The following is a 20,806-nucleotide window of genomic DNA, read 5'->3' as shown; positions in this document are numbered from 1 at the left end:
GAACGACGATGTTCGAATGGTCCGAGACCGATCTGATGATCCGCGACGCGGTGCGCACCTTCATCGACAAGGAGATCCGTCCGAACCTGGACGCGCTCGACACCGGCGAGATGCTGCCGTATCCGATCATCCGAAAGCTGTTCAGCGAGTTCGGGATCGACGCGATGGGCGGCGACGCGGTCGAGAAGATGCTCGCCAAACAGCGGGCCAAGGAAGCCGCGGTCGCGGCGGGGGAGCCCGCGCCGGAGAAGAAGAAGTCCTCCGGCGGTAGCCCGTTCAGTGGCCAGGAGTCGCTGATGGCGGTGCTGATCGGCGAATTGTCCGGTGTCTGTATGGGTTTGGTGACCGCGATGGGCGTCAGCATCGGGCTCGGCGCGACCACCATCATGTCGCGCGGCACGCTGGCGCAGAAGGAGCGGTGGCTCGCCGACATCGTGACGATGAAGAAGGTCGCGTCCTGGGCGATCACCGAACCCGACTCGGGCTCGGACGCATTCGGCGGGATGAAGACCTACGTCAAGCGCGACGGCGAGGACTACATCCTCAACGGCCAGAAGACTTTCATCACGAACGGTCCCTTCGCCGACGTGATGATCGTCTACGCCAAGCTCGACGAGGGTGATTCCGCGGACAGGCGCGAGCGCAAGGTGCTGACCTTCGTCCTCGACAAGGGCATGGAGGGACTCACCCAGGGCAAGCCGTTCAAGAAGATGGGCCTGCACGCCTCGCCCACCGGCGAGCTGTTCTTCGACAACGTCCGCCTCGGCCGGGACCGGCTGCTCGGCGAGACCGAGGAGCACAAGGGCGGCGACGGCCGTGAGTCCGCGCGCTCCAGCTTCACCGCCGAGCGCATCGGGGTGGCGTTCATGGCGCTGGGCATCATCAACGAATGCCACCGGCTCTGCGTCGAGTACGCCAAGAGCCGCAAACTGTGGGGCCAGGAGATCGGGCGCTTCCAGCTGGTTCAGCTCAAGCTGGCCAAGATGGAGATCGCCAGGATCAACGTGCAGAACATGGTGTTCAACGCGCTCGAACGGGGTCGCGCGGGCAAACCGCCGACCCTCGCCGAAGCCTCCGCGATGAAGCTCTACTGCTCCGAAGCCGCCACCGACGTGGCCATGGAAGCCGTCCAGCTCTTCGGCGGCAACGGCTACATGACCGAATACCGCGTCGAACAACTCGCCCGCGACGCCAAGTCCTTGATGATCTACGCGGGCAGCAACGAAATCCAGGTAACCCACATCGCCAAGGCCCTCCTCGGCCGCTGACCGCCCCACGCCCCACACAGCACTCCTGTGTGGGGCGTGCGTCGCCTACCTCGCCTCGGTCAGACCGCGCGGAGGTGGGTGCGGCTGGCGTAGACGTGTTCGGCGATGAGGGTGGCTATGCGGTCGGGGGCTTCCAGCATGGGGACGTGGCCGACGCCGTTGACGAGGATGCGGTCGGCGGAGTCGGGGAGTTCCTTGAGATAGCGGCGGGCGTAGACGCGGTTCGGGATGATGCGGTCGTACTCGGCGAGCAGCAGGCGGACCGGTGTGGGCAGGTCGGACAGGTCGGCGAGGGCCGGCGCGCGCAGGCCGCCCACGATCATCGGCAGCATCGCCGAGCAGTTCAGCGCGGCACGCAACACGTTGGCGATCTCGCGGCGCGGCACCGCCGAGGCCTGCTTGCTGAGCAGGAACAGCGCGAACCGCTGGGGGATGAAGTTGTCGGTGGCGAAGTCGCCGAGCCGCCTGCCGATGCGGACGAGCGGAACCAGCGAGAGGAACTTCAGGCCCACCCGGAACTGGGTGATCGACGGGACGTTCCAACCACCGGCGGGCGCGATGAGCGTCAGCGTGCGGGCCCGGCCGCGGCGGGCGAGTTCGACGCCCACCCAGGCGCCGAGCGAGTTGCCCGCGATATGGCAGGTCCGCCAACCCAATTCGTCGAGCTGGGCCTCGATCCCGTCGGCAAGCGTGGACACGTCGGTGTGCCAGCCCTCCGAGGCTGGCCCACCCCAGTGCCCGGGAAGCGCGGGCGCGTACACCTCGCAGGCCGAGGACAACCGGTCCGCGGTGCGTTCCCAGCAGTGCGGCGAGAGCATGAACCCGTGCAACAGCAGCAGCGGATCGCCGGAACCCAGGTGCAAGGCCTTGATCGCTCCGGGTTTGTCGGCCGTGCGTGCGGTTCGCGCTCGGGCGGAACGCGGGGCGGCCGTGGACTTGGTGGTGTCGGACGTCATCGTCAGCACCCCTTCCTGGACAGCGGTGTCCGGGGGCGATATCTCTGACCAGCATTGTACGGTCGTCGGGTGCCCTACATCATCTCTACGATCAACGTAAACGGCGTCCGAGCGGCCACGGGTAAGGGCATGCTCGAGTGGCTCGCCGCCACCGAGGCCGACATCGTCTGCCTGCAGGAGACCCGCGCCACCGACGAGCAGACCCGCGCCGCACTCGCCCCCGCGCTGGCCGACGGATGGTGGCTGGCGCACGCCGAGCCGGGTGCCAAGGGCAGGGCCGGTGTCGGCATCCTCTCCAGGCGCGCGCCGAAGGCCGTGCGCATCGGATTCGGCAGCGCCGAGTTCGACGCCTCAGGGCGCTACCTCGAGGCCGACTTCGACGAGGTGACGGTCGCCAGCGTCTACGTGCACTCCGGCGACGCGGGCACCCCGCGCCAGGACGAGAAGTACCGGTTCATGGCCGAGTTCGGCGCCTACCTGAAGACCAGGGCCGGCGAATTCGTGGTCAGCGGCGACTGGAACATCGCGCACACCGAACGCGACCTGAAGAACTGGAAGGGCAATCTGAAGTCGGCCGGGTTCCTGCCCGAGGAACGCGCCTGGATCGATGAGCTGGTCGCCGCGGGCTACGTCGACGTGGTGCGTCAGCTGCATCCGGGCGTGGACGGTCCGTACAGCTGGTGGTCCTACCGTGGCCGCGCCTTCGACAACGATTCCGGCTGGCGGATCGACTACCAGCTGGCTCACGGCGAGTTGCCCGGCCGGGCCAAGCAGGCCGTCGTGGAGCGGGCCGCAACCTACGATCAGCGCTGGTCCGACCACGCGCCGGTGACGGTGCAGTACCGATGAACAGCAAGGTGATTCGGGCGCTCGCGGCGCTGGGCGCGGTGGCGGTGGTGTTGCTGATCGCGATGCTGTCGCTGCGCGGCGGCTCCGACACCGACCGCACCGCGTCGGCCACCGCGACGACCCGTGCGACCACCACCGCCACGAACAGCCCCGCCACCCCGCCCGTCGCGGCGACCAACCCGGCGCCCAGCCGGGCACAGGGCGTCCCGGACCGCGCGTACGTGACGCTGGCCGAGATCGACGCGGGCCGCTGGCCGGATTCGGCGAACGCGCCGGGCACCAAGGGCGGCGAGCGCTGGATGAATCGCGAGGGCACGCTGCCGCGCACCGACGCGGCGGGCAGGTCGATCACGTATCGGGAGTGGGACGTCAACCCCAAGCAGCGCAATCGCTCCCGCGACGCCGAACGCATCGTGACCGGCAGCGACGGCACAGCCTGGTACACCGGCGACCACTACGAGACGTTCACGAGGATGCGCTGATGACCCGCCCGGTTCCGCTCTCGCGATTCCTCGCCCGCACGTCCGACCGCGCGCCCTCCTCCCTCGGCGGACCGTCAGCGCCGGTGCTCGGCGCGCTGCCCGTCGACGCGCCGGAGCTCAGCGAGGTGCGTTACCGCGCCCCCGCGGGCTACCTGGTGCGCGAGCTGCGCGGCCCCAAGATGCGCGGCACGGCGGGTGTGTTCGACGAGTGGGCCGCGGCGTTCCAGTTCCCGTACTACTTCGGCGCGAACAAGGACGCCTTCGACGAATGCCTGCGCGACCTGGACGATTTCATCGGTAAGGCGAGCGGCTACGTGGTGGTCGTGCGGGACGCGGCCGCACTGCTCGCCGATCAACCCGACGAGCTGGACTGGTTCGAAGAGGCGATGCGCGACTGCGCGGACTACTGGGCGCGGCGCGATGTCGCCTTCCGCGTGGTCTACCAGGGCGCTCCACCCTCGGGCGAGTTCGTCCCGCTGTCCTTGGCTTGATCGGAAAGACCTCGTCCTCGCGGACGAGGTGAGTTTCCGGTCGGTCAGCCGAGGCGGCGTGCCAAATCCTCGCCGAGCAGGACGAACACATCCGTGGTGTGCTCGATGAGCTCTTCTTTGCTGAGCGGCAGATCGCCTTGCAGCCACGTGGTCAGCGTCTGCACGAGACCGCCGACCAGGTAGGTCGCGCGGAAGAAGATGGCCGGGTCCGGTTGCGGCTCGGTGATGCCGTAGAAGTCGATGCCCTCCGCCGCGACCATGCGCGCGAATACCCGGATCGTCTCGGTGGTGCGGGCCCGCAGCTCCGGCGTCGCCATGCCCGCGATCAGCGCGACCTTCGCCTTGCGCGGATCGTCGGTGAGCATGTGGATGCCCGCCGCGATGGCCGAATGCGCCTTGGCGCGCGGGTCGTCCGGCGCCTCGCGCAGGCCGCCCAGGATGGCGACGGCCAGTTCCTCGGCGATCCGATCGGTCAACGCGGTCAGCACGGCGTCGCGGCTGTCGAAGTTCTCGTAGTAGTAGCGCTCGTTGAGCCCGGCCTGCGCGCACAGGCCGGAGACGGTCAGCTTGGCGATGCCCTGGGTGCCGACGATCTCGAGCGCCGCGTCCAGCAGGGCCGTGCGGCGCTGTGCCCTGCGCTGGTCGGCGGAGATGCCGCCGTAGGTCCGCTGCGCTGTCACAGCACGATTCTGGCACGACAACGATTCTGGTAGGGGGTATTGCCAGAAGGGGGGATCTGGTGGATTCTATTGCCAGATGCAGTCGGTCCCGGCACAGGCCGGGTCTTTCGCCGAGGAGACAACGATGTCCGCACGCTCGTCCACGCCGGGATACTTCGCCGACAACTCCATGGCGCGGCGCGTCATGAGCAAGCGCGCGGTCGGCCTCACCTACGGTCAGCGCGCGCTGGTGATCGGCGCCGTGCACCCTCGGCTCTACGTCGGGACCGCCGAGAACACCGAGCACCGCAGCACGCCCTACACCCGGCTGGCGCTCACCGGGAAGCTGTTCGAGGCCGTCTTCCTCGGCACCAAGGAGGAGGCGGATCGGGCGCTGGCTTTCACCACGAAGAAACACGCCAAGGTCGTCGGCGAGCTGCCGGAGGACGCCGGGCCGCACCATCCGGCGGGCGCCCCGTACTCGGCCCTCGATCCGCACCTGATGTTCATGACCATGGCGTTCACCTTCGATTCCGCCGAGGTGATGTACGACCTGCTGGTCCGCAAGCTGACCGACGGCGAGCGGGAGGGGCTGTACCAGGACTACGTGCGCTGGGCCGAACTGTTCGGCATGCCGCGCTCGGCCGCGCCCGCCGACTACCCGGCATTCCGCGACTACTTCGACGGCTACCTCGCCTCCGAGGAGCTGTTCCTCACCGAGGAGGCCCGGTTGGTCGGCTCCTACCTGGCCGGTCAGCGCGTGCCGTATCCGCAGCGCGCGCCGTTGCACCAGGTCACATCCGCGTTCTTCCTCCTGGTGCAGGGCAGTCTGCCGCCGCGTGTTCGGGCGATGTACGGCATGCGCTGGGGGATGGCCGACGAACTCGCCTTCCGCGCGCTGGCACGCGGCGTTCGCACGGCGCATTTCGCGCCGCCACTGGCCCCGAGGCTGCTGCGCGGCACGCTCGCCGGTCCGAGCGGACCGGTCTACCGGCTGGTCTCCGAGCGGGAGCGCGCACTGGCGCGGACCGGGCGGCCGAGCATGCCCGGCGTCGACCCGCGCAACTGGGCGGCCCGAAATTCCACTGGACCCGCATGGGAAGATCGGAGGCATGTCGAGTCCCGCATCAGCCCCGGCCGCCGAGCGTAAACAGCGTGTGCTGTCCGGGATCCAGCCGACCAGCTCCTCGTTCCACCTGGGCAACTACCTTGGGGCGCTGCAGTACTGGGTGACCTTGCAGGACGACTACGACGCGCTGTACTTCATCCCGGACATGCACGCCATCACCGTCGCGCACGACCCGAAGCAGTTGCGGGCGCGGACCCGGGCCGCCGCCGCGCAGCTGCTGGCGATCGGTATCGACCCCAAGAGGTCGACGCTGTTCGTGCAGAGCCAGGTGCCCGAGCACGCCGAGCTGGCCTGGGTCCTGAGCTGCATCACCGGTTTCGGTGAGGCGAGCAGGATGACGCAGTTCAAGGACAAGTCGGTCCGCCAGGGCGCGGAGAACGCGACCGTCGGCCTGTTCACCTACCCGGTGCTGATGGCCGCCGACATCCTGCTCTACCGCCCGCACCAGGTGCCGGTCGGCGAGGATCAGCGCCAGCACCTAGAGCTGACCCGAAACCTGGCGCAGCGCTTCAACACCCGCTACAAGAAGACCTTCGTGGTGCCGGAGGCGCACATCGTCAAGGGCACCGCCAAGATCTACGACCTGCAGGACCCGACCGCCAAGATGAGCAAGTCGGCCGCCACCGACGCGGGCCTGATCAACCTGCTCGACGATCCGAAGATCACCGCGAAGAAGGTCCGTTCGGCGGTCACCGACACCGAGCGCGAGATCCGTTACGACACGGAGGCGAAGCCGGGTGTCAGCAATCTCCTGGTGATCCTCAGCTCGCTGACCGGAACGCCGATCGTGACGCTGGAGAAGGATTTCGAGGGCAAGGGCTACGGCGACCTGAAATCCGACGTCGCCGACGCGCTGGTGGAATTTGTCACGCCCTTGCGCGCCAAAGTGGAAGAGTATCTGGCGGATCAAGGCGAACTCGACCGTATCCTCGCCGCCGGCGCGGAGCAGGCGCGTGAGATCGCAGGCAACACTCTCGCACAGGTCTACGACCGGGTGGGTTTCCTGGCCCGCTAGCCCGGGTACGACGCTTGCGAGGGCGTACCTCCGCCTTCGCTCCGGCCGTGCGCGGGGAGTCGATGGGCCGCGCACGGGCCGGGTTCGTCAGGAGGCGTCGAAGGGGCGAGCAGGTGCAGGCGATCGACAACATCAAGGCCGGGATCGAACGCCGCGTGCAGGCGCGGCCCTGGCTGGACCATCTGATCCGGGCCGGTGGCCGCTACCAGCGCCAACGCGGCGACTACTACGCGGCCGGGATCACGTATTTCACTGTGCTGTCGCTGTTTCCGTTGCTGATGGTGGCGTTCGCGGTCGCGGGCTTCGTGCTCGCGGGCAATCAGGAGCTGTTCCAGGAGCTTCAGGACAAGATCGTCGAAACCATTCCCGGCGAGCTGGGCACCCAGCTCAACGCTCTCATCGACCAGGCGGTCCGATCTCGCGGCACGGTCGGCGTCCTCGGGCTGCTCGCCGGCCTCTACGCAGGGCTCGGCTGGATGGCGAACCTGCGCGCCGCGCTCACCGAGCAGTGGGAACAGAAGCACGAGGAAGGCAACTGGATTCGCACCAAGATCTCCGATCTCGGCGCGCTGATCGGCCTCGGCCTGGCTTTCGTGGCGTCGCTCGGTCTTTCGGCGCTGGCCTCGAGCGATCTCGGCGCTCAGCTGCTCGAACGCTACGGCCTCGCCGACCTGCCCGGCGCCCGCGTGCTGTTGACGCTGCTGTCGATCCTGTTCGCGCTGCTGGCGAGCTGGGCGGTGTTCGCATGGATCATCGCCAGGTTGCCTCGCGAGCCCGTCACGGTCGCCAGCGCCGCGAAAGCCGCGCTGATCGCCGCGATCGCCTTCGAGATCTTCAAGATCGTCGCCTCGATCTACCTGCAGATCGTGCTGCGCAGTCCGGCCGGGGCGGCCTTCGGTTCGATCATCGGTCTGATGGTGTTCAGCTACATCACCTACCGCATCATCCTGTTCGCGACCGCGTGGGCCGCGACCGCCTCGGAGAACGAGCCCGAGGCCGAGGTCGCCGCGCCCGCACCGGCCGTCATCCAGCCGCGCGTGATCGACAATGGCCGACCGCTCGGCAGCGGCGCGGCATACTTCGGCGCGGGCGCGCTGGCCGCCCTCGGGCTGGCCACCCTGCGCAGGCGGCGCTGAACTCCGCGCGGGAGCGTTGGCTGCTGGCGGGCTGGTTGCGCTGCGCAGGTGGTGCTGAATTCGGCGCGGGAGCGTTGGCTGCTGGCGGGCTGGTTGCGCTGCGCAGGTGGTGCTGAATTCGGCGCGGGAGCGTTGGCTGCTGGCGGGCTGGCTGCGCTGCGCAGGTGGTGCTGAATTCGGCGTGGGCGCGCTGGCCGCTGGCGGGCTGGCTGCGCTGCGCAGGTGGTGCTGAATTCGGCGTGGGCGCGCTGGCCGCTGGCGGGCTGGCTGCGCTGCGCAGGCGGTGCTGAATTCGGCGTGGGCGCGCTGGCTGCTGGCGGGCTGGCTACCCTGCGCAGGCGGCGCTGAACTCCGCGCGGGCGCCCTGGCTGCTCGCTGGCTGGTTAGCCTGCGCAGGGCGGCAGTGAACTCGGCGCGCTGATACGCGGCGGCTGGGCCGCCCTCGCGCAGGCGGCGCTGAAGCCGGTGCCCTATACCCGGAGCGCAGAACCTCGCTCACCGTACTCGGGCCGGAGAACCGCATCCGCTCAGCGCCGTTGGCGGCTGACGCGCCGCGCCTTGAGCAGCAGGAACAGGATCAGCACGATGCCGCCGACCATCAGCAGCGTGCGGACGCTCGCGTGGTCGCGCTCGTGCGGCGGGCTGGCGAGCACGTCGCCGCCCTCCGGTCCCGGCGGAGCCGCAAGGGCCGCAGTCGATTTCGCGTCCGTCGCGTTGTGGTTCGGCAGCATGCCCACCTGGGTGCCCGCGGGCAGCGCGAAACCGTAGTCGAGCAGCCGGGCCGCCTGCTCCCACGGCCGCAGCGGGCGCACCTCGGCTTGCAACAGAGTCACGGCCAGCCTGCGCCCGTCGCGCTGCGCGGCCGCGACGAAGGTCTGCCGCGCGTCGTCGGTGAAGCCGGTCTTGCCGCCGAGCGCGCCCTCGTAGTTGAACAGCAGGTGATTGTCGTTGCCGACGGCGAACCCCGGGTGGTCAATGTCGTCCGGGATCTTCGGATTCTTGGGGTAACCGGGGAAATCGATCTGCTCGGTGCGGATGAACTCGGCGAACAGCGGGATCGTCATCGCCTCGCGGAACAGCAGCGACAGGTCGTAGGCCGACGTGCTCATGCCGGGACCGTCCAGCCCGGACGGCGTCGCCGCGCGAGTATCGAAGGCGTACAACGACTTCGCCAGCTCGTTCATCTTCGCCACGGCGGCGTCGTCACCGCCGAGCTGGGCCGCGATCGCGTGCGCGGCGTCGTTGCCCGAGGCCATGATCAGCGCCTGCATGAGCTGGCGGTTGGTGTAGCGACCGCCGGGGCCGATGCCGACGCGGGTGCCGTCGACGTCCGCGTCCGCCTGCGTTCCGGTGACCACCGTGTCCAGTTGCAGCGTGCGCAGCGCGACGGTGGCGAGCAGCACCTTGATCGTGCTGGCGGGCCGGTAGCGCCCGTGCGGGTCCTTGGCCGCGAGCACCTCGCCGGTGTCCAGATCCGACACCATCCACGCGGTCGCGGAGATGTCCTTCGGCGGTGGCGGCGCACCCTTCGGCAGCACAACGCCGCACTCGCCCATCCTCGTCCCGCCCACCGGAGGCACGGGAACCGCCAGCGGGCCGGGCGTCGGCTGGCCCGGCGCGGGCACCTCGGACGCGTCGATCGGCGCGGGCGGCTTGGTCTTCTGCGGGCAGTTGTCCGTGTTCGGGGTGGTGAACGGCGCTGTCGTGGTGGTCGTCGGCGCCGCGAAAGCCGGTGCGGCGAAAGCGCCGCCGAGAAGGGTGGCGGCGGCGAGCGCACCGGCGAGACAGCGCGCGGCGCGGTGGCGGGGGTGCGGGATTCTCATCGGGAGCGAGCCTAACGGGCGCCGCCGGACGAAGTCCGTCAATAGACCGCGCATGGCCGGAGCGAATGCGGAGGTACGCCTAACGGGCGCAGTCGGACGAAGTCCGTCAATAGACCGCGCGTGGTCGACCGTCGGTATTGACAGCCTTCATAAAATGATAGCTACTATCAAAAGGTAGTAACTTCCATTTCTGGAGGAATCGTGAACGCGGATACCCGACGGTGGCTCGCGCTCGGCGCGCTGGCCCTCGCCATGCTGACCATCGGCCTCGATATGACCGTCCTGACCGTCGCGCTGCCCACCCTTGCCGTCGACCTGAACGCGAATACCAGTGCGCTGCAATGGTTCAGCTCGGCCTACACGCTGGCGCTCGCGGCGTTCATGCTCCCCGCGGGAGCGCTCGGTGACCGCTACGGGCGCAAGAAGATCCTGCTCGCGGCGCTGGTCTTGTTCGGTCTCGCCTCGCTCGCCTGCGCCTTCGCGGAGACCTCGGGGCAGCTGATCGCGGCGCGGGTGGTGCTCGGCATCGCCGCGGCGGCCATGACGCCGCTGTCCATGGCGGTGCTTCCGGTGCTGTTCCCCGAGCAGCGGGAACGGGCCCGCGCCATGTCGATCTGGGTCACCGCGACCTCGCTCGGTCTGCCGCTGGGTCCGGTGCTCGGCGGCTGGCTGGTCGACAATTTCTGGTGGGGTTCGGTCTTTCTGATCAACGTGCCGATGGTGCTGATCGCCGCGGCGGCGGTGACGGCGCTGGTGCCGGAATCGCGTAATCCGGAACGGCGTCCGATCGATCTTGCCGGGGTCGTGCTGTCGATGCTCGGGATGCTCGGTGTCACCTATGGTTTCATTCGCTTCGGCGAAGAGAGCTGGGGCGACGCGGTGGCCTGGGTCCTGCTCGCCTGCGGCGCGACCGCGACAGCGGCGTTCCTGCTGTGGCAGCGGCGCCACCGGCACGCGCTGATCGACCTGGAATTGTTCCGCGCCAAGGGTTTCCGCTGGGGCTCGGCGTTCGCCGTGCTGATCACCTTCGCGATGTTCGGCATGTTCTTCACCGTGCCGCAGTACTACCAGGAGGTGCTCGGCGCCGACGCGCTCGGCAGCGGACTGCGGCTGCTTCCGATGATCGGCGGCGTGGTGGTCGGCGCGCGGCTGGGGGACCGGTTGCTGCCCAAAGCCGGTGCGCGGACGGCGGTCACGGCGGGACTGGTGCTGCTCGGCATCGGCCTGGGCTGGGGCGCGCTGACCGACGTGGCCAGCGCCTACTGGTTCACCGCGTGTTGGATCACGCTGGTCGGCATCGGCATGGGCATGAGCATGCCGGTCGCGATGTCGGTCGCCATCGACGATCTGGACGTCGCGCGCGGCGGCGTCGGGTCCGCGCTGATGCAGGCGCTGCGGCAGGCGGCGGGCACCATCGGCGTCGCGTTGCTCGGCACCGTGCTCGTCACCCGGTACCGCGCCGAACTCGGTGCGCTGAACGTCGCGCCCTACGACGACGGTGTGAGCGGCGGGGCGGCCGCGGCGAAGGCGAGCGGGAGCGCGGACGCGCTGGCGCAGGTCCAGTCGGCTTTCGTCGGCGGGATGAGCCTGATGCTGTGGGTCTGCGCCGCCCTCTGCGCGGTGTCGGTGCCGCTGGCGCTGTGGGTGCTGCCGCGCCGCGCGCCGGAGCCGGTCGACGCACCTGCCGCCGCGACGGCGCTCGATGAGTCAGAATCGACGCATGTCGGTTGAGTCAACGGGTGAGGGTGTCGCGGCGCCGGGATTGCGTGAGCGGAAGAAGGAGCGGACCCGCCGGACGATTCGCACCGAGGCGTTCCGGCTGTTCCGCGAGCAGGGCTACGGGGAGACCACGATCGAGCAGATCGCCGCGGCGGCCGACGTCTCGCCGAGCACCTTCTTCCGCTACTTCCCGACCAAGGAGCAGTTGGTCATCGCCGACGACCTGGATCCGGTGCTGATCGAGGAGATCCGTCGCCAGCCGCGCGGGCTTTCCCCGATTCTGGCCTTCCGCCAAGCGATGGACACCGCGTTCGCCACCTTGACGCCCGAGGAACTGGCCTTCGAGCAGGAGCGCCAAGCCCTGCTCTACCACGTGCCGGAACTGCGCGCGGCCATCGGTATCGAGCTCGAGCGCGGCATCGATATGATCGCCGAGCTGTTCGCCGAATACCTCGGCCGCCCCGCGGACGACTTCGAGGTCCGCGTGGCGGCCGGTGCGGTCGCCGGAGCGGGCCTCGCCATCTCGCTGCGCGCGCCGGTGAACGCGGACAACCTCGGGCGCGCGATGGACTTCCTCGACGCCGGTCTGCCGCTGAACCCTTCCGTCGGCTGACCGCGTCAGCTCGCCTCGGCCACCGACGGTCGCTTCTGATCGCGCAAGGCGCGCAGGGGAGTGTCGTCGTCCATCTCGGCGAAGAAGCCGCCGATCACGTCCTCGATCTCCGAAACCGACTCGGCGCAGTAGAGAATCGGCTGGTAGTGGGTGATGTCGTAGACGGCGGTTCCCATGGCGACCACGTCGAGCGGCCGCAGCTCGGCCCGCCGGAACTCGTCCAGCTCGCCGTAGGAGGACAGCAGGCCCGCGCCGTAGCAGCGGATTTCGCCGTGCTCGCGGACGACACCGAACTCCATCGAGAACCAGAACACATCGGCGAGGAATTTCAGGGCCGTCTCGGTGGTCAGCCTGGCGACCGCCGCGCCGACGGTTTCGTAGATCGCGGCGAAGCGGGGGCTGGCGATCTGGTTGGCGTGCCCGATGATCTCGTGGATCGCGTCCGGCTCGGGCGTGTAGAGCGGGGCGGAGTGATGCCGGATGTACTGCGTCGAGTGGAACACCCGGTCCGCGAAGGAGCCGAAGAACTCGCGCAGCGGCACCAGTCCGGCGGCGGGGACGTAGCGGAAGCCGGTGAGCGGGGCGAGCGCCGCCGTCACCTCGTCGAGTTGCGGGATGTGGTCGTCGGGTAGATCCAGCCGAGCCGCGGCGGCCAGGACCTCCGCGCACGCGTAGGTGCGGTGTTTGCGGGCCAGTTCGGCGGAGACGATCCGCCAGACCTGTTGTTCTTCCTCGGTGTAGTCGATCTCGGGTACGGGTTCGCCCGGCGTGTAGGCCAGCGCGAGAGCGGCGATGGCATTGCGGCGCGCTCGGTACTCGGGGTCGTGCACGCCCGGGTGCTCATCGCTCAAATGCACCGTCACGTCGCCGTCGCCACTGCGGGTGACCGGCGAGTACAGCTGAGCCTCGGTGAACATACCTCGATGCAAGCACCGCCTGACCGTTCCGACAACGAAAGCCCGGCCAGCTGTACACACTGCCTAGCTGGCCGGGCCGTTTCCGTCGATTACCGGTCTGGTGCATGGAAACGGTGACAGTGGCGATTCAGTGACCGCCGTGATAAGCGTGCACCACCGCGTGGCCCTTGCCGCGGCCGATCAGCCACTTGTTCACCGGTGTGGTGACCACGAAGGCGACGGCGAAGGCGAAGGAGAGCGAACCCCAGAACAGGACGTCGGTGAGTCCGGCGTGCATGGCGCCCGGCACCGCGAGCAGCACCGCGTTGTCGGTGATCTCCATGACGGTGATCGAGAGGGTGTCGGCGGCGAAGGCGACGGACAAGGCGGCGCCGAACGCGACGCCCGCCTTCATCACGCCGCGGATGGTCAGCGCGTAGCCGAAGACGAAGGCGAGCGCGATGGCGAGCACCATCGTCGGCAACGTGCTCCAGCCCAGCGCGGTGCCGATGACCAGGCCGAGCACCTCGCCGATGGCGCAGCCGGTGAGGCAGTGCAGCGTCGCGGTCGCGGCCATTTTCCAGGTGGCCGCCGGATGATGCCCGGCGTGTGCGGAGTGGTCCGGCGCGGCGGTGTGGGCTTGGTGCGCGGCGTGCGGGTTCTCGTGCCGACCGGCCGTGTGGCCTTCGTGCGCGGTCGGTTCGGAATGCCCTGCGTGCCCGGCGTGCGCGTGATGTGCCCCGTGGGTTCCGTGACCGTGTTCCATGGCACGAACTATACCCCCGTACGGTACCTAGTCAAGCCCGGTATCGCGGCGCGTGTACGCGATTTGCCGGACATGAGCGGGGGTGATGGCGCAAGATGGCGAAAGTACGAAGGAGGACGCATGCACACCGTGCGGATCGATCTCGACCAGAAGCTGTTGGCCGCCGCCGCCGCGATCATGGGGACGTCCAACAGCAACGCCACCGTCAACGAGGCGTTGCGCCGAATCGTGGTGCACGAGCGGCAACTCCATCACCTCGAGAAACTGGCCTCGGGCGTGCTCTGCGCGCTACCCGCGCCGGAGGCCGTCACCGTGGTCGAAGGTTAGACGGGCGCGGCCGGAAAAGTCCGGCGACTGTCCCACGCATGGCCGGACAGAAGGCGCAGGCCCCACCCGCCGCCTATCGCTGTTGTGCGCAGCGGGTGTCCGGTGGTGGAACGAGTTCGATCAGGTATTTCATGACCGGCTCGTCCACGCAGGGCACGCCCTTGAACGCGACGCCATGCTGCGTGGCCGCGTAGGTGATCAGTCGTGCGTCGAGGGCCTCGGCCAGCCGCACGCCGCGCTCGTACGGCGTCGCAGGATCGCCGGTGGCCGCCACGACGACCACTGTCGGCAGGCCCGTGATCACCGGCGGATGCGGCTGCCAATTCGGCGGCACCGGCCAGAACGCACAGACGCCCAAGGGCGACTCGGTGATGGGCAGTCCGCTGTCGAAAATGGGCGCGACCTCGCGGATTCGGCGTTCCTGCTGGGTTACTTGTGCCCGGTCGGTCACTCTGACCTCCTCGAGGCACTTCACCGCCAAGTGCACGCCCAGCCCGACCGAATCGGAATGGCCGGTGGTGATCGCCTGGAGCGCGTCGCCACGGCCCCGGCTCAGCTCGGCGAGGGCTGCGGTGAGGTCCGGCCAGAGTTTCGGACTGTACATCGAGGCGACCACCCCGTCGACCGCGTCGAAGAAGTCCACTCCGCGCTGATCCGTGGTGGCCGCGGGGTGGCGGATCAGCGGCAGAGTCAGCTTCCGGTAGACCTCGGTGGCCTGCCGTGGGTCGGTGCCGAGCGGACAGTCGGGTGCCGTCGCGCAGTCCGCCGCGTAGGCCTCGAAGGCCCGCTGGAACGCGGCGGCGTCGGCCACCGGATCACTCATGTCGGCCGCCGGATCGAGGGGACCGTCCAGCACCATCGCCCGGACCCGGTCCGGGAACATCTCGGCGAAGGTGGAACCGAGGCGGGTGCCGTAGGAACCACCGAAGTACGTCAGTTTCTGCTCGCCGAGCACCGTCCTGATCACATCGAGATCCCTTGCCACATCGACGGTCCCGACATGGGAAAGCAGCTTCGGGCCCGAACCCTCCGCGCACGAGACGGCGAAGTCTTCCACCTCCTCTTCCAGTTGGTCGACCTCGCCGCGGGTATGGCCGACCCCGAGGAGCAACTGCTCCGTCCGCGTCTCCTCCGCGGACGGGCAGCGCACCAGCGGCGTCGAGGCGCCGAGGCCGCGCACATCCATGCCGATCACGTCGAAGCGTTCGGCCAGCGGCGTTTTCGCCAGCATCTTCGGCATGTCCAGGCCGGGTCCGCCCGGGCCGCCCGGGTTGGTGAGTATCGCGGCGACGCGTTCGCCGCGCGCCCGCAGCCGGGAGATGGCGATACGGGCGGTCTCGCCCATGGGATCGGCGTAGTCCAGCGGAACCATCACCCGCGCGCATTCGATGCCCTCGGCGGAAAGCCCCGCGCCGCCGGGATAGTTCTCGCAGGACTCCCAGGTGAGGGTCTGGCGGAGGAAAGGTTCCAGGGTCGGAGCCGGTGCGGCGAGCGGTTCGTCGTCCGCGCACGCCGCCGTGGTGAGCAGCAGCGCCGCCAGCGCCGCGCGCGGAAACCACGACCGCGCCGCTCTCTGAATTGTCCTGCGCCTTCGCACTATTCGCCTTCCCCCGGATACCGGTTCGCCGAACAGTGTGCCCGAACCGGCGGTTGTCGCGCCTGCTGGGACCCGCTCAGGCCGACCGGCAGACCAGTCCTTCGGGCGGTGGGGTGAGATCGACCAGGTAGCGCAACACCGGCTCGTCGACGCAGGCCACACCCTGGTTGACGGCGCCGTGCTGCACGCCCTCGTAGGTGATCAGGGACGCGCCGAGCGCGCGAGCCAGGTTCTTCCCGCCCTCGTGCGGGGTGGCCGGATCACCGGTGACGGAGACGACCACGACCTTCGGCAGGTTCGGTACCGAGGGGACGTGCGGCTGGGCATTCGTCGGCACCGGCCAGAACGCGCAGACGCCGAGCGGGGCTTGGCCGGTGGCGCGTCCGTCGTCGAATATCGGTGCGGCGGCGCGGGTTCGGCGGTCCAGTGCGGCGGCCTCGGTGCGATCGGTCAGGCGCTTCTCCTCGAGGCAGAACACCGCCTGCTGCAAATCCCGCTCGACGATGCTCGGGCTCGCCATGACGTCCGCGAACGCCAGCAGGGCGTCACCGCGGCCGCCGGCCAGCTCTTGCAGACCCGTGGTGATCCCGGGCCAGCCCGCCGGGTTGTACAGCGAATTGGCCACCGCGCTGAGCGCGTCGCGGTAGCCGAGGCCGCGCGGGTCGGCGGTGGCAGCCGGTCGGTCGATCAGCGGGAGGACGAGGGCGTGGAAGGCCGCGGTGGCGCGGGCCGGGTCGGTGCCGAGCGGGCAGTCCGGCGCCTTCGCGCAGTCGGCGGCGTAGGCGTCGAAGGCCTGCTGGAAGCCGCGCGAGAAGACCACCGTGTCGACCATGTCGGTGGCGGGGTCGACGCCGCCGTCCAAGACCATGGCGCGGACGCGCTCGGGGAACATCTCGGCGAAGGTGGAGCCGAGGCGGGTGCCGTAGGAGCCGCCGTAGTAGGTCAGCTTCTCGTCGCCGAGCGCCGATCTGATCACGTCGAAATCCCGTGCCACGTCGCGGGTTCCGACGTTGGCCAGCACGTCGGTTCCCGTGCGCCGCACGCATTTCTCGACGTAGTCGCGGTGTTCGCGCTCGGTCTGCGCGATGCCCTCGGCCGAATAGTCGACGTCGAGTTCGTTGCGCTCCGCTCGGTACTCCTCCGGCGTCAGGCAGACCACCTTCGGAGTGGAGGCGCCGAGGCCGCGCACGTCGATGCCGATCACGTCGAAGCGTTGCGCCACGTCGCTTTTCGCGAACATCAGCGGCATCACCAGTCCGGGTGAACCGGGGCCGCCCGGGTTGGTGAGCAGGGAGGCGACCCGCTCGCCGCGGGCAGGCAGGCGGGAGATGGCGATCGAGGCCGTGGCGCCGCTCGGCTCGGCGTAGTCGAGCGGGACGGTCACCCGTGCGCACTCGAGGCCGCCCGCGGTCAGCTCGGCGCCGAGCGGGAAGTCCGCGCAGGAACCCCATTCGACGCGCTGGTCGTAGTACCTGCCGAGGTCCGGGCTCGCCGCGGTGCCGGAGCCGCCGCAGGCCGCGAGCGTCAGCAGCGCGGTCGCGCTCAGTGCGCGCACGGCCCGCGCCGCGCCTTTGCGGCCGTGGGCCGCCGAATTCTTGGAGTTCTCGCGCCAACCGGACATTCGCCCCCCTCGGTTCGTTCCCTCATTCTGCCCGATCCGCGCGCCCACCCGACCTGTCGGTGGCCGCTGGCACAATCCGAACTCTCCAACGCATTCGAGGGGGACTGTGATGTCGGTACCGATCGCCAACCTGCCCTTCGGCCAACGCCCGCGCGAGCGACTGCTCGCGCTCGGCCCGCACGCGCTCAGCGACAGCGAGTTGCTCGCCCTGCTGCTCGGTCAGGGTCGCCGGGGCGAGAGCGCGCTGGAATTGGCCGCCGAGCTCCTTGCCGAATACGGCGGCATCCCGGGTCTGGCCGCGGCCCGGCCCGAGGAACTGTTCCGCAGAGCGGGGGTCGGGGTGGCCAAGGCCGCCGCGATCATCGCCGCCTTCCAGCTCGGCAGCAGGGCGCGCGCCGAACCCGAGGCCGCGCCACAGTTGGAGAGCGCCTTCGACGTCGTCCGCATCGCCCGCCCGCTGTTCGACGGTGTCCGCGTGGAACGGGTCCTCGTGCTGGTCTGCGACACCCAGAACCGCTTGCGGCAGAAGGTGTTCGTCGCCGAAGGCGCGGTCGATCGGGTCGCCGTCCCGATCCGCGAGATCCTCAACACCGTGCTGCGCCACGACGGCCGCGCCTTCGCCCTCGTCCACAACCACCCCTCCGGCACCGCCACCCCCAGCCTCGACGACCGCCGTACCACCACCGCCCTCATCGAAGCCGCCCGCACCGTAGGCCTCCGCTTCCTCGACCACGTGGTCCTCGCGGGCGAACATTGGTCCTGCGCGACCCCACTGCCCCTCGGCCGCGAATGAGCGACAGGCCCGAGCGGCTGTCACTCGCCGAGGCGGACTCTGCGCCGCCAGGAACGGCGAAGGCCGCCACCATCTTTGGGATGGTGGCGGCCTTTGTCGTTCGGCCGGGGGATCCGGAGGTCAGCGGGTGAAGAGGAGGGCTCGCTTGACTTCCTGGATGGCCTTGGTGACCTCGATGCCGCGGGGGCAGGCGTCGGTGCAGTTGAAGGTGGTGCGGCAGCGCCACACGCCTTCGACGTCGTTGAGGATGTCGAGGCGTTCGCGGGCGCCTTCGTCACGGCTGTCGAAGATGAAGCGGTGGGCGTTCACGATCGCGGCCGGGCCGAAGTAGCTGCCGTCGCTCCAGTACACGGGGCAGGAGGTGGTGCAGCAGGCGCACAGGATGCACTTGGTGGTGTCGTCGAACCGGGCGCGGTCGGCCTGGCTCTGGATGCGCTCGCGGGTGGGCTCGTTACCCGTGGTGATCAGGTAGGGCTTCACCGCGCGGAACGCGTCGAAGAACGGCTCCATGTCGACGACGAGGTCCTTCTCCACGGGCAGGCCGCGGATCGGCTCGACGGTGACGGTGAGCGACTTGCCGCCCTTGGGCAGCATGTCCTTCATCAGCACCTTGCAGGCGAGCCGGTTCACGCCGTTGATCCGCATCGCGTCCGAACCGCAGACGCCGTGCGCGCACGAGCGGCGGAAGGTGAGCGTGCCGTCCAGGTAGGACTTGATGTAGATGAGCACGTTCAGGAAGCGGTCGGTCGGCAGGACCGGCACCTGGAAGGACTCCCAGTGCGCGCCCTTGTCGTCCTCCGGGTTGAACCTGGCCACCTTGACGGTGATCATCACCGAGCCGTCGGGGACCGGAGCGGGCTTCTGCGAAGAGGGGGCTTCGGCAACAGCAGTCATCAGTACTTACGCTCCATCGGCTCGTAACGGGTCTGCACCACCGGCTTGAAGTCGAGGCGGATGTCGGAGATGAGCTCGGGGCTCTCCTTGTAGGCCATCGTGTGCCGCATGAAGTTCACGTCGTCGCGGTCCGGGTAGTCCTCGCGTGCGTGGCCGCCGCGCGATTCCTTCCTGTTCAGCGCGCCGACGACGGTGACCTCGGCCAGCTCGAGCAGAAAGCCGAGCTCGACGGCCTCCAGCAGGTCGCTGTTGTACCGCTTGCCCTTGTCCTGCACGGAGATCCGCGCGTACCGCTCCTTGAGCGCGTGGATGTCGGTGAGGGCCTGCTTGAGGGTGTCCTCGGTGCGGAACACGGCGGCGTTCATGTCCATCGTGTACTGCAGCTCGGTGCGGATGTCGGCGACCCGCTCGTCACCGTGCTCCGACAGCAGCATGGCCAGCCAGTCGGTGACCATCTGCGCCGGCTTCTCCGGCATGTCGACGAACTCCGTGCGCTGGGCGTACTCCGCGGCGGCGATGCCCGCGCGGCGGCCGAACACGTTGATGTCGAGCAGCGAGTTGGTGCCGAGGCGGTTGGAGCCGTGCACCGAGACGCACGCGCACTCGCCCGCCGCGTAGAGGCCCGGCACGATGTCGGTGTTGTTGCGCAGCACCTCGCCGCGGATCCGGGTCGGGATACCGCCCATCACGTAGTGACAGGTCGGCATGACCGGCACCGGCTCCTTCACCGGGTCCACACCCAGGTAGGTGCGGGAGAACTCGGTGATGTCGGGCAGCTTCTCCTCGAGCACGTCCTCGCCGAGGTGGGTCACGTCGATGAGCACGTAGTCCTTGTTCGGACCCGCGCCGCGGCCTTCGAGCACCTCGAGCACCATCGAGCGGGCGACGATGTCGCGCGGCGCGAGGTCCTTGATGGTGGGGGCGTAGCGCTCCATGAACCGCTCGCCGGAGGCATTGCGCAGGATGCCGCCCTCGCCGCGGACCGCTTCCGAGATCAGGATGCCGAGACCGGCCAGGCCTGTCGGGTGGAACTGGTGGAACTCCATGTCCTCCAGCGGCAGGCCCTTGCGGAACACGATCGCCATGCCGTCGCCGGTCAGCGTGTGCGCGTTCGAGGTGGTCTTGTACATCCGGCCCGAGCCGCCGGTGGCGAACACGATCGACTTGGCGTGGAAGACGTGCAGCTCGCCGGTGGCCAGCTCGTAGGCGACCACACCGGTGGCGACCGGACCGCGGTCGGTCTCGGTGAGCACCAGGTCGAGCACGTAGAACTCGTTGAAGAACTCCACGTCGTGCTTGACGCAGTTCTGGTACAGCGTCTGCAGGATCATGTGGCCGGTGCGGTCGGCGGCGTAGCACGCGCGGCGGACCGGGGCCTTGCCGTGATCGCGGGTGTGGCCGCCGAAGCGGCGCTGGTCGATCTTGCCCTCGGGGGTCCGGTTGAACGGCAGACCCATCTTCTCGAGGTCCATCACCGCGTCGATGGCCTCCTTGGCCATGATCTCCGCGGCGTCCTGGTCGACCAGGTAGTCACCACCCTTGACGGTGTCGAAGGTGTGCCACTCCCAGTTGTCCTCTTCGACGTTGGCCAGCGCGGCGCACATGCCGCCCTGGGCCGCGCCGGTGTGGCTACGGGTCGGGTACAGCTTGGTCAGCACGGCGGTGCGGACCCGGGGACCGGCCTCGATCGCCGCGCGCATGCCCGCGCCACCGGCACCGACGATGACGACGTCGTAGCGGTGTTCCTGAATCGGTCGCGATTCACTCATCGA

At 69.2% G+C, this 20,806-nt stretch carries 21 protein-coding genes; 12 read left to right on the top strand and 9 right to left on the bottom strand.

Features of this window, described 5'->3' with window-relative positions:
• Positions 1 to 8: 8 nt before the first annotated feature.
• Positions 9 to 1,268, top strand: coding sequence for an acyl-CoA dehydrogenase family protein (locus tag FB390_RS00925; protein WP_141807244.1), 1,260 nt, complete (start codon positions 9 to 11; stop codon positions 1,266 to 1,268).
• Between the two features lie 59 nt (positions 1,269 to 1,327).
• On the opposite strand, the gene FB390_RS00920 is transcribed toward FB390_RS00925, so the two are convergent.
• Entirely contained in the window at positions 1,328 to 2,224 is an 897-nt protein-coding gene (locus FB390_RS00920; RefSeq protein ID WP_141807243.1) for an alpha/beta fold hydrolase, read from the bottom strand.
• Between the two features lie 69 nt (positions 2,225 to 2,293).
• On the opposite strand from FB390_RS00920, the gene FB390_RS00915 reads away from it, so the two are divergent.
• Genes FB390_RS00915 through FB390_RS00905 form a run of 3 tightly spaced genes read left to right on the top strand, consistent with a single transcriptional unit; the run spans position 2,294 to position 4,046 of the window.
• The gene (locus tag FB390_RS00915) at positions 2,294 to 3,073 is read left to right on the top strand and encodes an exodeoxyribonuclease III (RefSeq protein WP_141807242.1); all 780 of its coding nucleotides are present in this window, start codon (positions 2,294 to 2,296) and stop codon (positions 3,071 to 3,073) included.
• Positions 3,070 to 3,555, top strand: a complete 486-nt coding sequence (locus FB390_RS00910; RefSeq protein WP_141807241.1) for a guanyl-specific ribonuclease — start codon at positions 3,070 to 3,072, stop codon at positions 3,553 to 3,555. The genes FB390_RS00915 and FB390_RS00910 overlap by 4 nt, the downstream gene beginning before the upstream one ends.
• On the top strand, positions 3,555 to 4,046 hold the full coding sequence (locus tag FB390_RS00905; RefSeq protein WP_141807240.1) for a barstar family protein: 492 nt from the start codon (positions 3,555 to 3,557) through the stop codon (positions 4,044 to 4,046). The genes FB390_RS00910 and FB390_RS00905 overlap by 1 nt, the downstream gene beginning before the upstream one ends.
• A 44-nt stretch (positions 4,047 to 4,090) precedes the next feature.
• On the opposite strand, the gene FB390_RS00900 is transcribed toward FB390_RS00905, so the two are convergent.
• Positions 4,091 to 4,726, bottom strand: a complete 636-nt coding sequence (locus FB390_RS00900; protein WP_141807239.1) for a TetR/AcrR family transcriptional regulator — start codon at positions 4,724 to 4,726, stop codon at positions 4,091 to 4,093.
• A 124-nt stretch (positions 4,727 to 4,850) separates the two neighbouring features.
• On the opposite strand from FB390_RS00900, the gene FB390_RS00895 reads away from it, so the two are divergent.
• From FB390_RS00895 to FB390_RS34570, 4 genes are all read left to right on the top strand, one after another.
• Entirely contained in the window at positions 4,851 to 5,855 is a 1,005-nt protein-coding gene (locus tag FB390_RS00895) for an oxygenase MpaB family protein (RefSeq protein WP_141807238.1), read from the top strand.
• Entirely contained in the window at positions 5,818 to 6,849 is a 1,032-nt protein-coding gene (trpS, locus tag FB390_RS00890; RefSeq protein ID WP_141807237.1) for a tryptophan--tRNA ligase, read from the top strand. Before FB390_RS00895 ends, trpS begins: the two co-directional genes overlap by 38 nt.
• A 113-nt stretch (positions 6,850 to 6,962) precedes the next feature.
• Complete coding sequence (yhjD, locus tag FB390_RS00885) at positions 6,963 to 7,985, top strand: inner membrane protein YhjD (RefSeq protein WP_185756903.1); 1,023 nt, start codon at positions 6,963 to 6,965, stop codon at positions 7,983 to 7,985.
• A 164-nt stretch (positions 7,986 to 8,149) separates the two neighbouring features.
• Positions 8,150 to 8,275, top strand: a complete 126-nt coding sequence (locus FB390_RS34570) for a hypothetical protein (protein ID WP_281292294.1) — start codon at positions 8,150 to 8,152, stop codon at positions 8,273 to 8,275.
• A 237-nt stretch (positions 8,276 to 8,512) separates the two neighbouring features.
• Here FB390_RS34570 and FB390_RS00880 read toward each other — a convergent pair whose 3' ends face one another.
• The gene (locus FB390_RS00880) at positions 8,513 to 9,808 is read right to left on the bottom strand and encodes a D-alanyl-D-alanine carboxypeptidase family protein (protein ID WP_141807236.1); all 1,296 of its coding nucleotides are present in this window, start codon (positions 9,806 to 9,808) and stop codon (positions 8,513 to 8,515) included.
• A 201-nt stretch (positions 9,809 to 10,009) separates the two neighbouring features.
• On the opposite strand from FB390_RS00880, the gene FB390_RS00875 reads away from it, so the two are divergent.
• On the top strand, positions 10,010 to 11,539 hold the full coding sequence (locus tag FB390_RS00875; protein ID WP_281292293.1) for an MFS transporter: 1,530 nt from the start codon (positions 10,010 to 10,012) through the stop codon (positions 11,537 to 11,539).
• Entirely contained in the window at positions 11,529 to 12,140 is a 612-nt protein-coding gene (locus tag FB390_RS00870) for a TetR family transcriptional regulator (RefSeq protein WP_141807235.1), read from the top strand. The genes FB390_RS00875 and FB390_RS00870 overlap by 11 nt, the downstream gene beginning before the upstream one ends.
• 5 nt (positions 12,141 to 12,145) lie before the next feature.
• On the opposite strand, the gene FB390_RS00865 is transcribed toward FB390_RS00870, so the two are convergent.
• Together FB390_RS00865 and FB390_RS00860 are read right to left on the bottom strand one after the other, a co-directional pair.
• Positions 12,146 to 13,057: a phenylalanine 4-monooxygenase gene (locus FB390_RS00865; RefSeq protein ID WP_141807234.1), complete on the bottom strand. Its 912-nt coding sequence runs from the start codon at positions 13,055 to 13,057 to the stop codon at positions 12,146 to 12,148.
• A 127-nt stretch (positions 13,058 to 13,184) separates the two neighbouring features.
• Positions 13,185 to 13,802 (bottom strand): DUF4396 domain-containing protein, encoded by a 618-nt coding sequence (locus FB390_RS00860; protein ID WP_141807233.1) that lies wholly within the window; start codon positions 13,800 to 13,802, stop codon positions 13,185 to 13,187.
• Between the two features lie 120 nt (positions 13,803 to 13,922).
• Here FB390_RS00860 and FB390_RS00855 point away from each other — a divergent pair, with 120 nt between their 5' ends.
• Complete coding sequence (locus FB390_RS00855; RefSeq protein ID WP_141807232.1) at positions 13,923 to 14,129, top strand: type II toxin-antitoxin system VapB family antitoxin; 207 nt, start codon at positions 13,923 to 13,925, stop codon at positions 14,127 to 14,129.
• A gap of 73 nt (positions 14,130 to 14,202) precedes the next feature.
• Here the strand turns inward: FB390_RS00855 and FB390_RS00850 are convergent, their stop codons facing one another.
• Together FB390_RS00850 and FB390_RS00845 are read right to left on the bottom strand one after the other, a co-directional pair.
• Positions 14,203 to 15,726: an alpha/beta hydrolase gene (locus FB390_RS00850; RefSeq protein WP_246123797.1), complete on the bottom strand. Its 1,524-nt coding sequence runs from the start codon at positions 15,724 to 15,726 to the stop codon at positions 14,203 to 14,205.
• Between the two features lie 76 nt (positions 15,727 to 15,802).
• Positions 15,803 to 17,347 (bottom strand): alpha/beta hydrolase, encoded by a 1,545-nt coding sequence (locus FB390_RS00845; RefSeq protein ID WP_141807231.1) that lies wholly within the window; start codon positions 17,345 to 17,347, stop codon positions 15,803 to 15,805.
• Positions 17,348 to 17,456: 109 nt separating this feature from the next.
• Between FB390_RS00845 and FB390_RS00840 the strand changes: the two genes are divergently transcribed.
• On the top strand, positions 17,457 to 18,140 hold the full coding sequence (locus FB390_RS00840; protein ID WP_141807230.1) for a JAB domain-containing protein: 684 nt from the start codon (positions 17,457 to 17,459) through the stop codon (positions 18,138 to 18,140).
• 120 nt (positions 18,141 to 18,260) lie between these two features.
• On the opposite strand, the gene FB390_RS00835 is transcribed toward FB390_RS00840, so the two are convergent.
• The gene (locus tag FB390_RS00835; RefSeq protein WP_067787816.1) at positions 18,261 to 19,034 is read right to left on the bottom strand and encodes a succinate dehydrogenase iron-sulfur subunit; all 774 of its coding nucleotides are present in this window, start codon (positions 19,032 to 19,034) and stop codon (positions 18,261 to 18,263) included.
• A complete protein-coding gene (gene sdhA, locus FB390_RS00830; protein ID WP_141807229.1) occupies positions 19,034 to 20,803 on the bottom strand; it encodes a succinate dehydrogenase flavoprotein subunit in 1,770 nt (589 codons plus the stop codon). The genes FB390_RS00835 and sdhA overlap by 1 nt, the downstream gene beginning before the upstream one ends.
• Between the last annotated feature and the right edge of the window lie 3 nt (positions 20,804 to 20,806).

Origin of the sequence: Nocardia bhagyanarayanae, from assembly GCF_006716565.1 — a bacterium.
GTDB lineage: Bacteria > Actinomycetota > Actinomycetes > Mycobacteriales > Mycobacteriaceae > Nocardia > Nocardia bhagyanarayanae.
The sequence above is the reverse complement of the archived record's forward strand: the minus strand, read 5'-3'. Positions and strand labels throughout refer to the sequence as shown.

Excerpts from the sequence above, each read along its gene's own strand:
- FB390_RS00925 (WP_141807244.1), top strand. The coding sequence starts at position 9 with ATGTTCGAATGGTCCGAGACCGATCTGATGATCCGCGACGCGGTGCGC.
- FB390_RS00920 (WP_141807243.1), bottom strand. The coding sequence starts at position 2,224 with ATGACGTCCGACACCACCAAGTCCACGGCCGCCCCGCGTTCCGCCCGA.
- FB390_RS00910 (WP_141807241.1), top strand. The coding sequence starts at position 3,070 with ATGAACAGCAAGGTGATTCGGGCGCTCGCGGCGCTGGGCGCGGTGGCG.
- FB390_RS00905 (WP_141807240.1), top strand. The coding sequence starts at position 3,555 with ATGACCCGCCCGGTTCCGCTCTCGCGATTCCTCGCCCGCACGTCCGAC.
- FB390_RS00895 (WP_141807238.1), top strand. The coding sequence starts at position 4,851 with ATGTCCGCACGCTCGTCCACGCCGGGATACTTCGCCGACAACTCCATG.
- trpS (WP_141807237.1), top strand. The coding sequence starts at position 5,818 with ATGTCGAGTCCCGCATCAGCCCCGGCCGCCGAGCGTAAACAGCGTGTG.
- FB390_RS00880 (WP_141807236.1), bottom strand. The coding sequence starts at position 9,808 with ATGAGAATCCCGCACCCCCGCCACCGCGCCGCGCGCTGTCTCGCCGGT.
- FB390_RS00870 (WP_141807235.1), top strand. The coding sequence starts at position 11,529 with ATGTCGGTTGAGTCAACGGGTGAGGGTGTCGCGGCGCCGGGATTGCGT.
- FB390_RS00865 (WP_141807234.1), bottom strand. The coding sequence starts at position 13,057 with ATGTTCACCGAGGCTCAGCTGTACTCGCCGGTCACCCGCAGTGGCGAC.
- FB390_RS00860 (WP_141807233.1), bottom strand. The coding sequence starts at position 13,802 with ATGGAACACGGTCACGGAACCCACGGGGCACATCACGCGCACGCCGGG.
- FB390_RS00855 (WP_141807232.1), top strand. The coding sequence starts at position 13,923 with ATGCACACCGTGCGGATCGATCTCGACCAGAAGCTGTTGGCCGCCGCC.
- FB390_RS00845 (WP_141807231.1), bottom strand. The coding sequence starts at position 17,347 with ATGTCCGGTTGGCGCGAGAACTCCAAGAATTCGGCGGCCCACGGCCGC.
- FB390_RS00840 (WP_141807230.1), top strand. The coding sequence starts at position 17,457 with ATGTCGGTACCGATCGCCAACCTGCCCTTCGGCCAACGCCCGCGCGAG.
- FB390_RS00835 (WP_067787816.1), bottom strand. The coding sequence starts at position 19,034 with ATGACTGCTGTTGCCGAAGCCCCCTCTTCGCAGAAGCCCGCTCCGGTC.
- sdhA (WP_141807229.1), bottom strand. The coding sequence starts at position 20,803 with ATGAGTGAATCGCGACCGATTCAGGAACACCGCTACGACGTCGTCATC.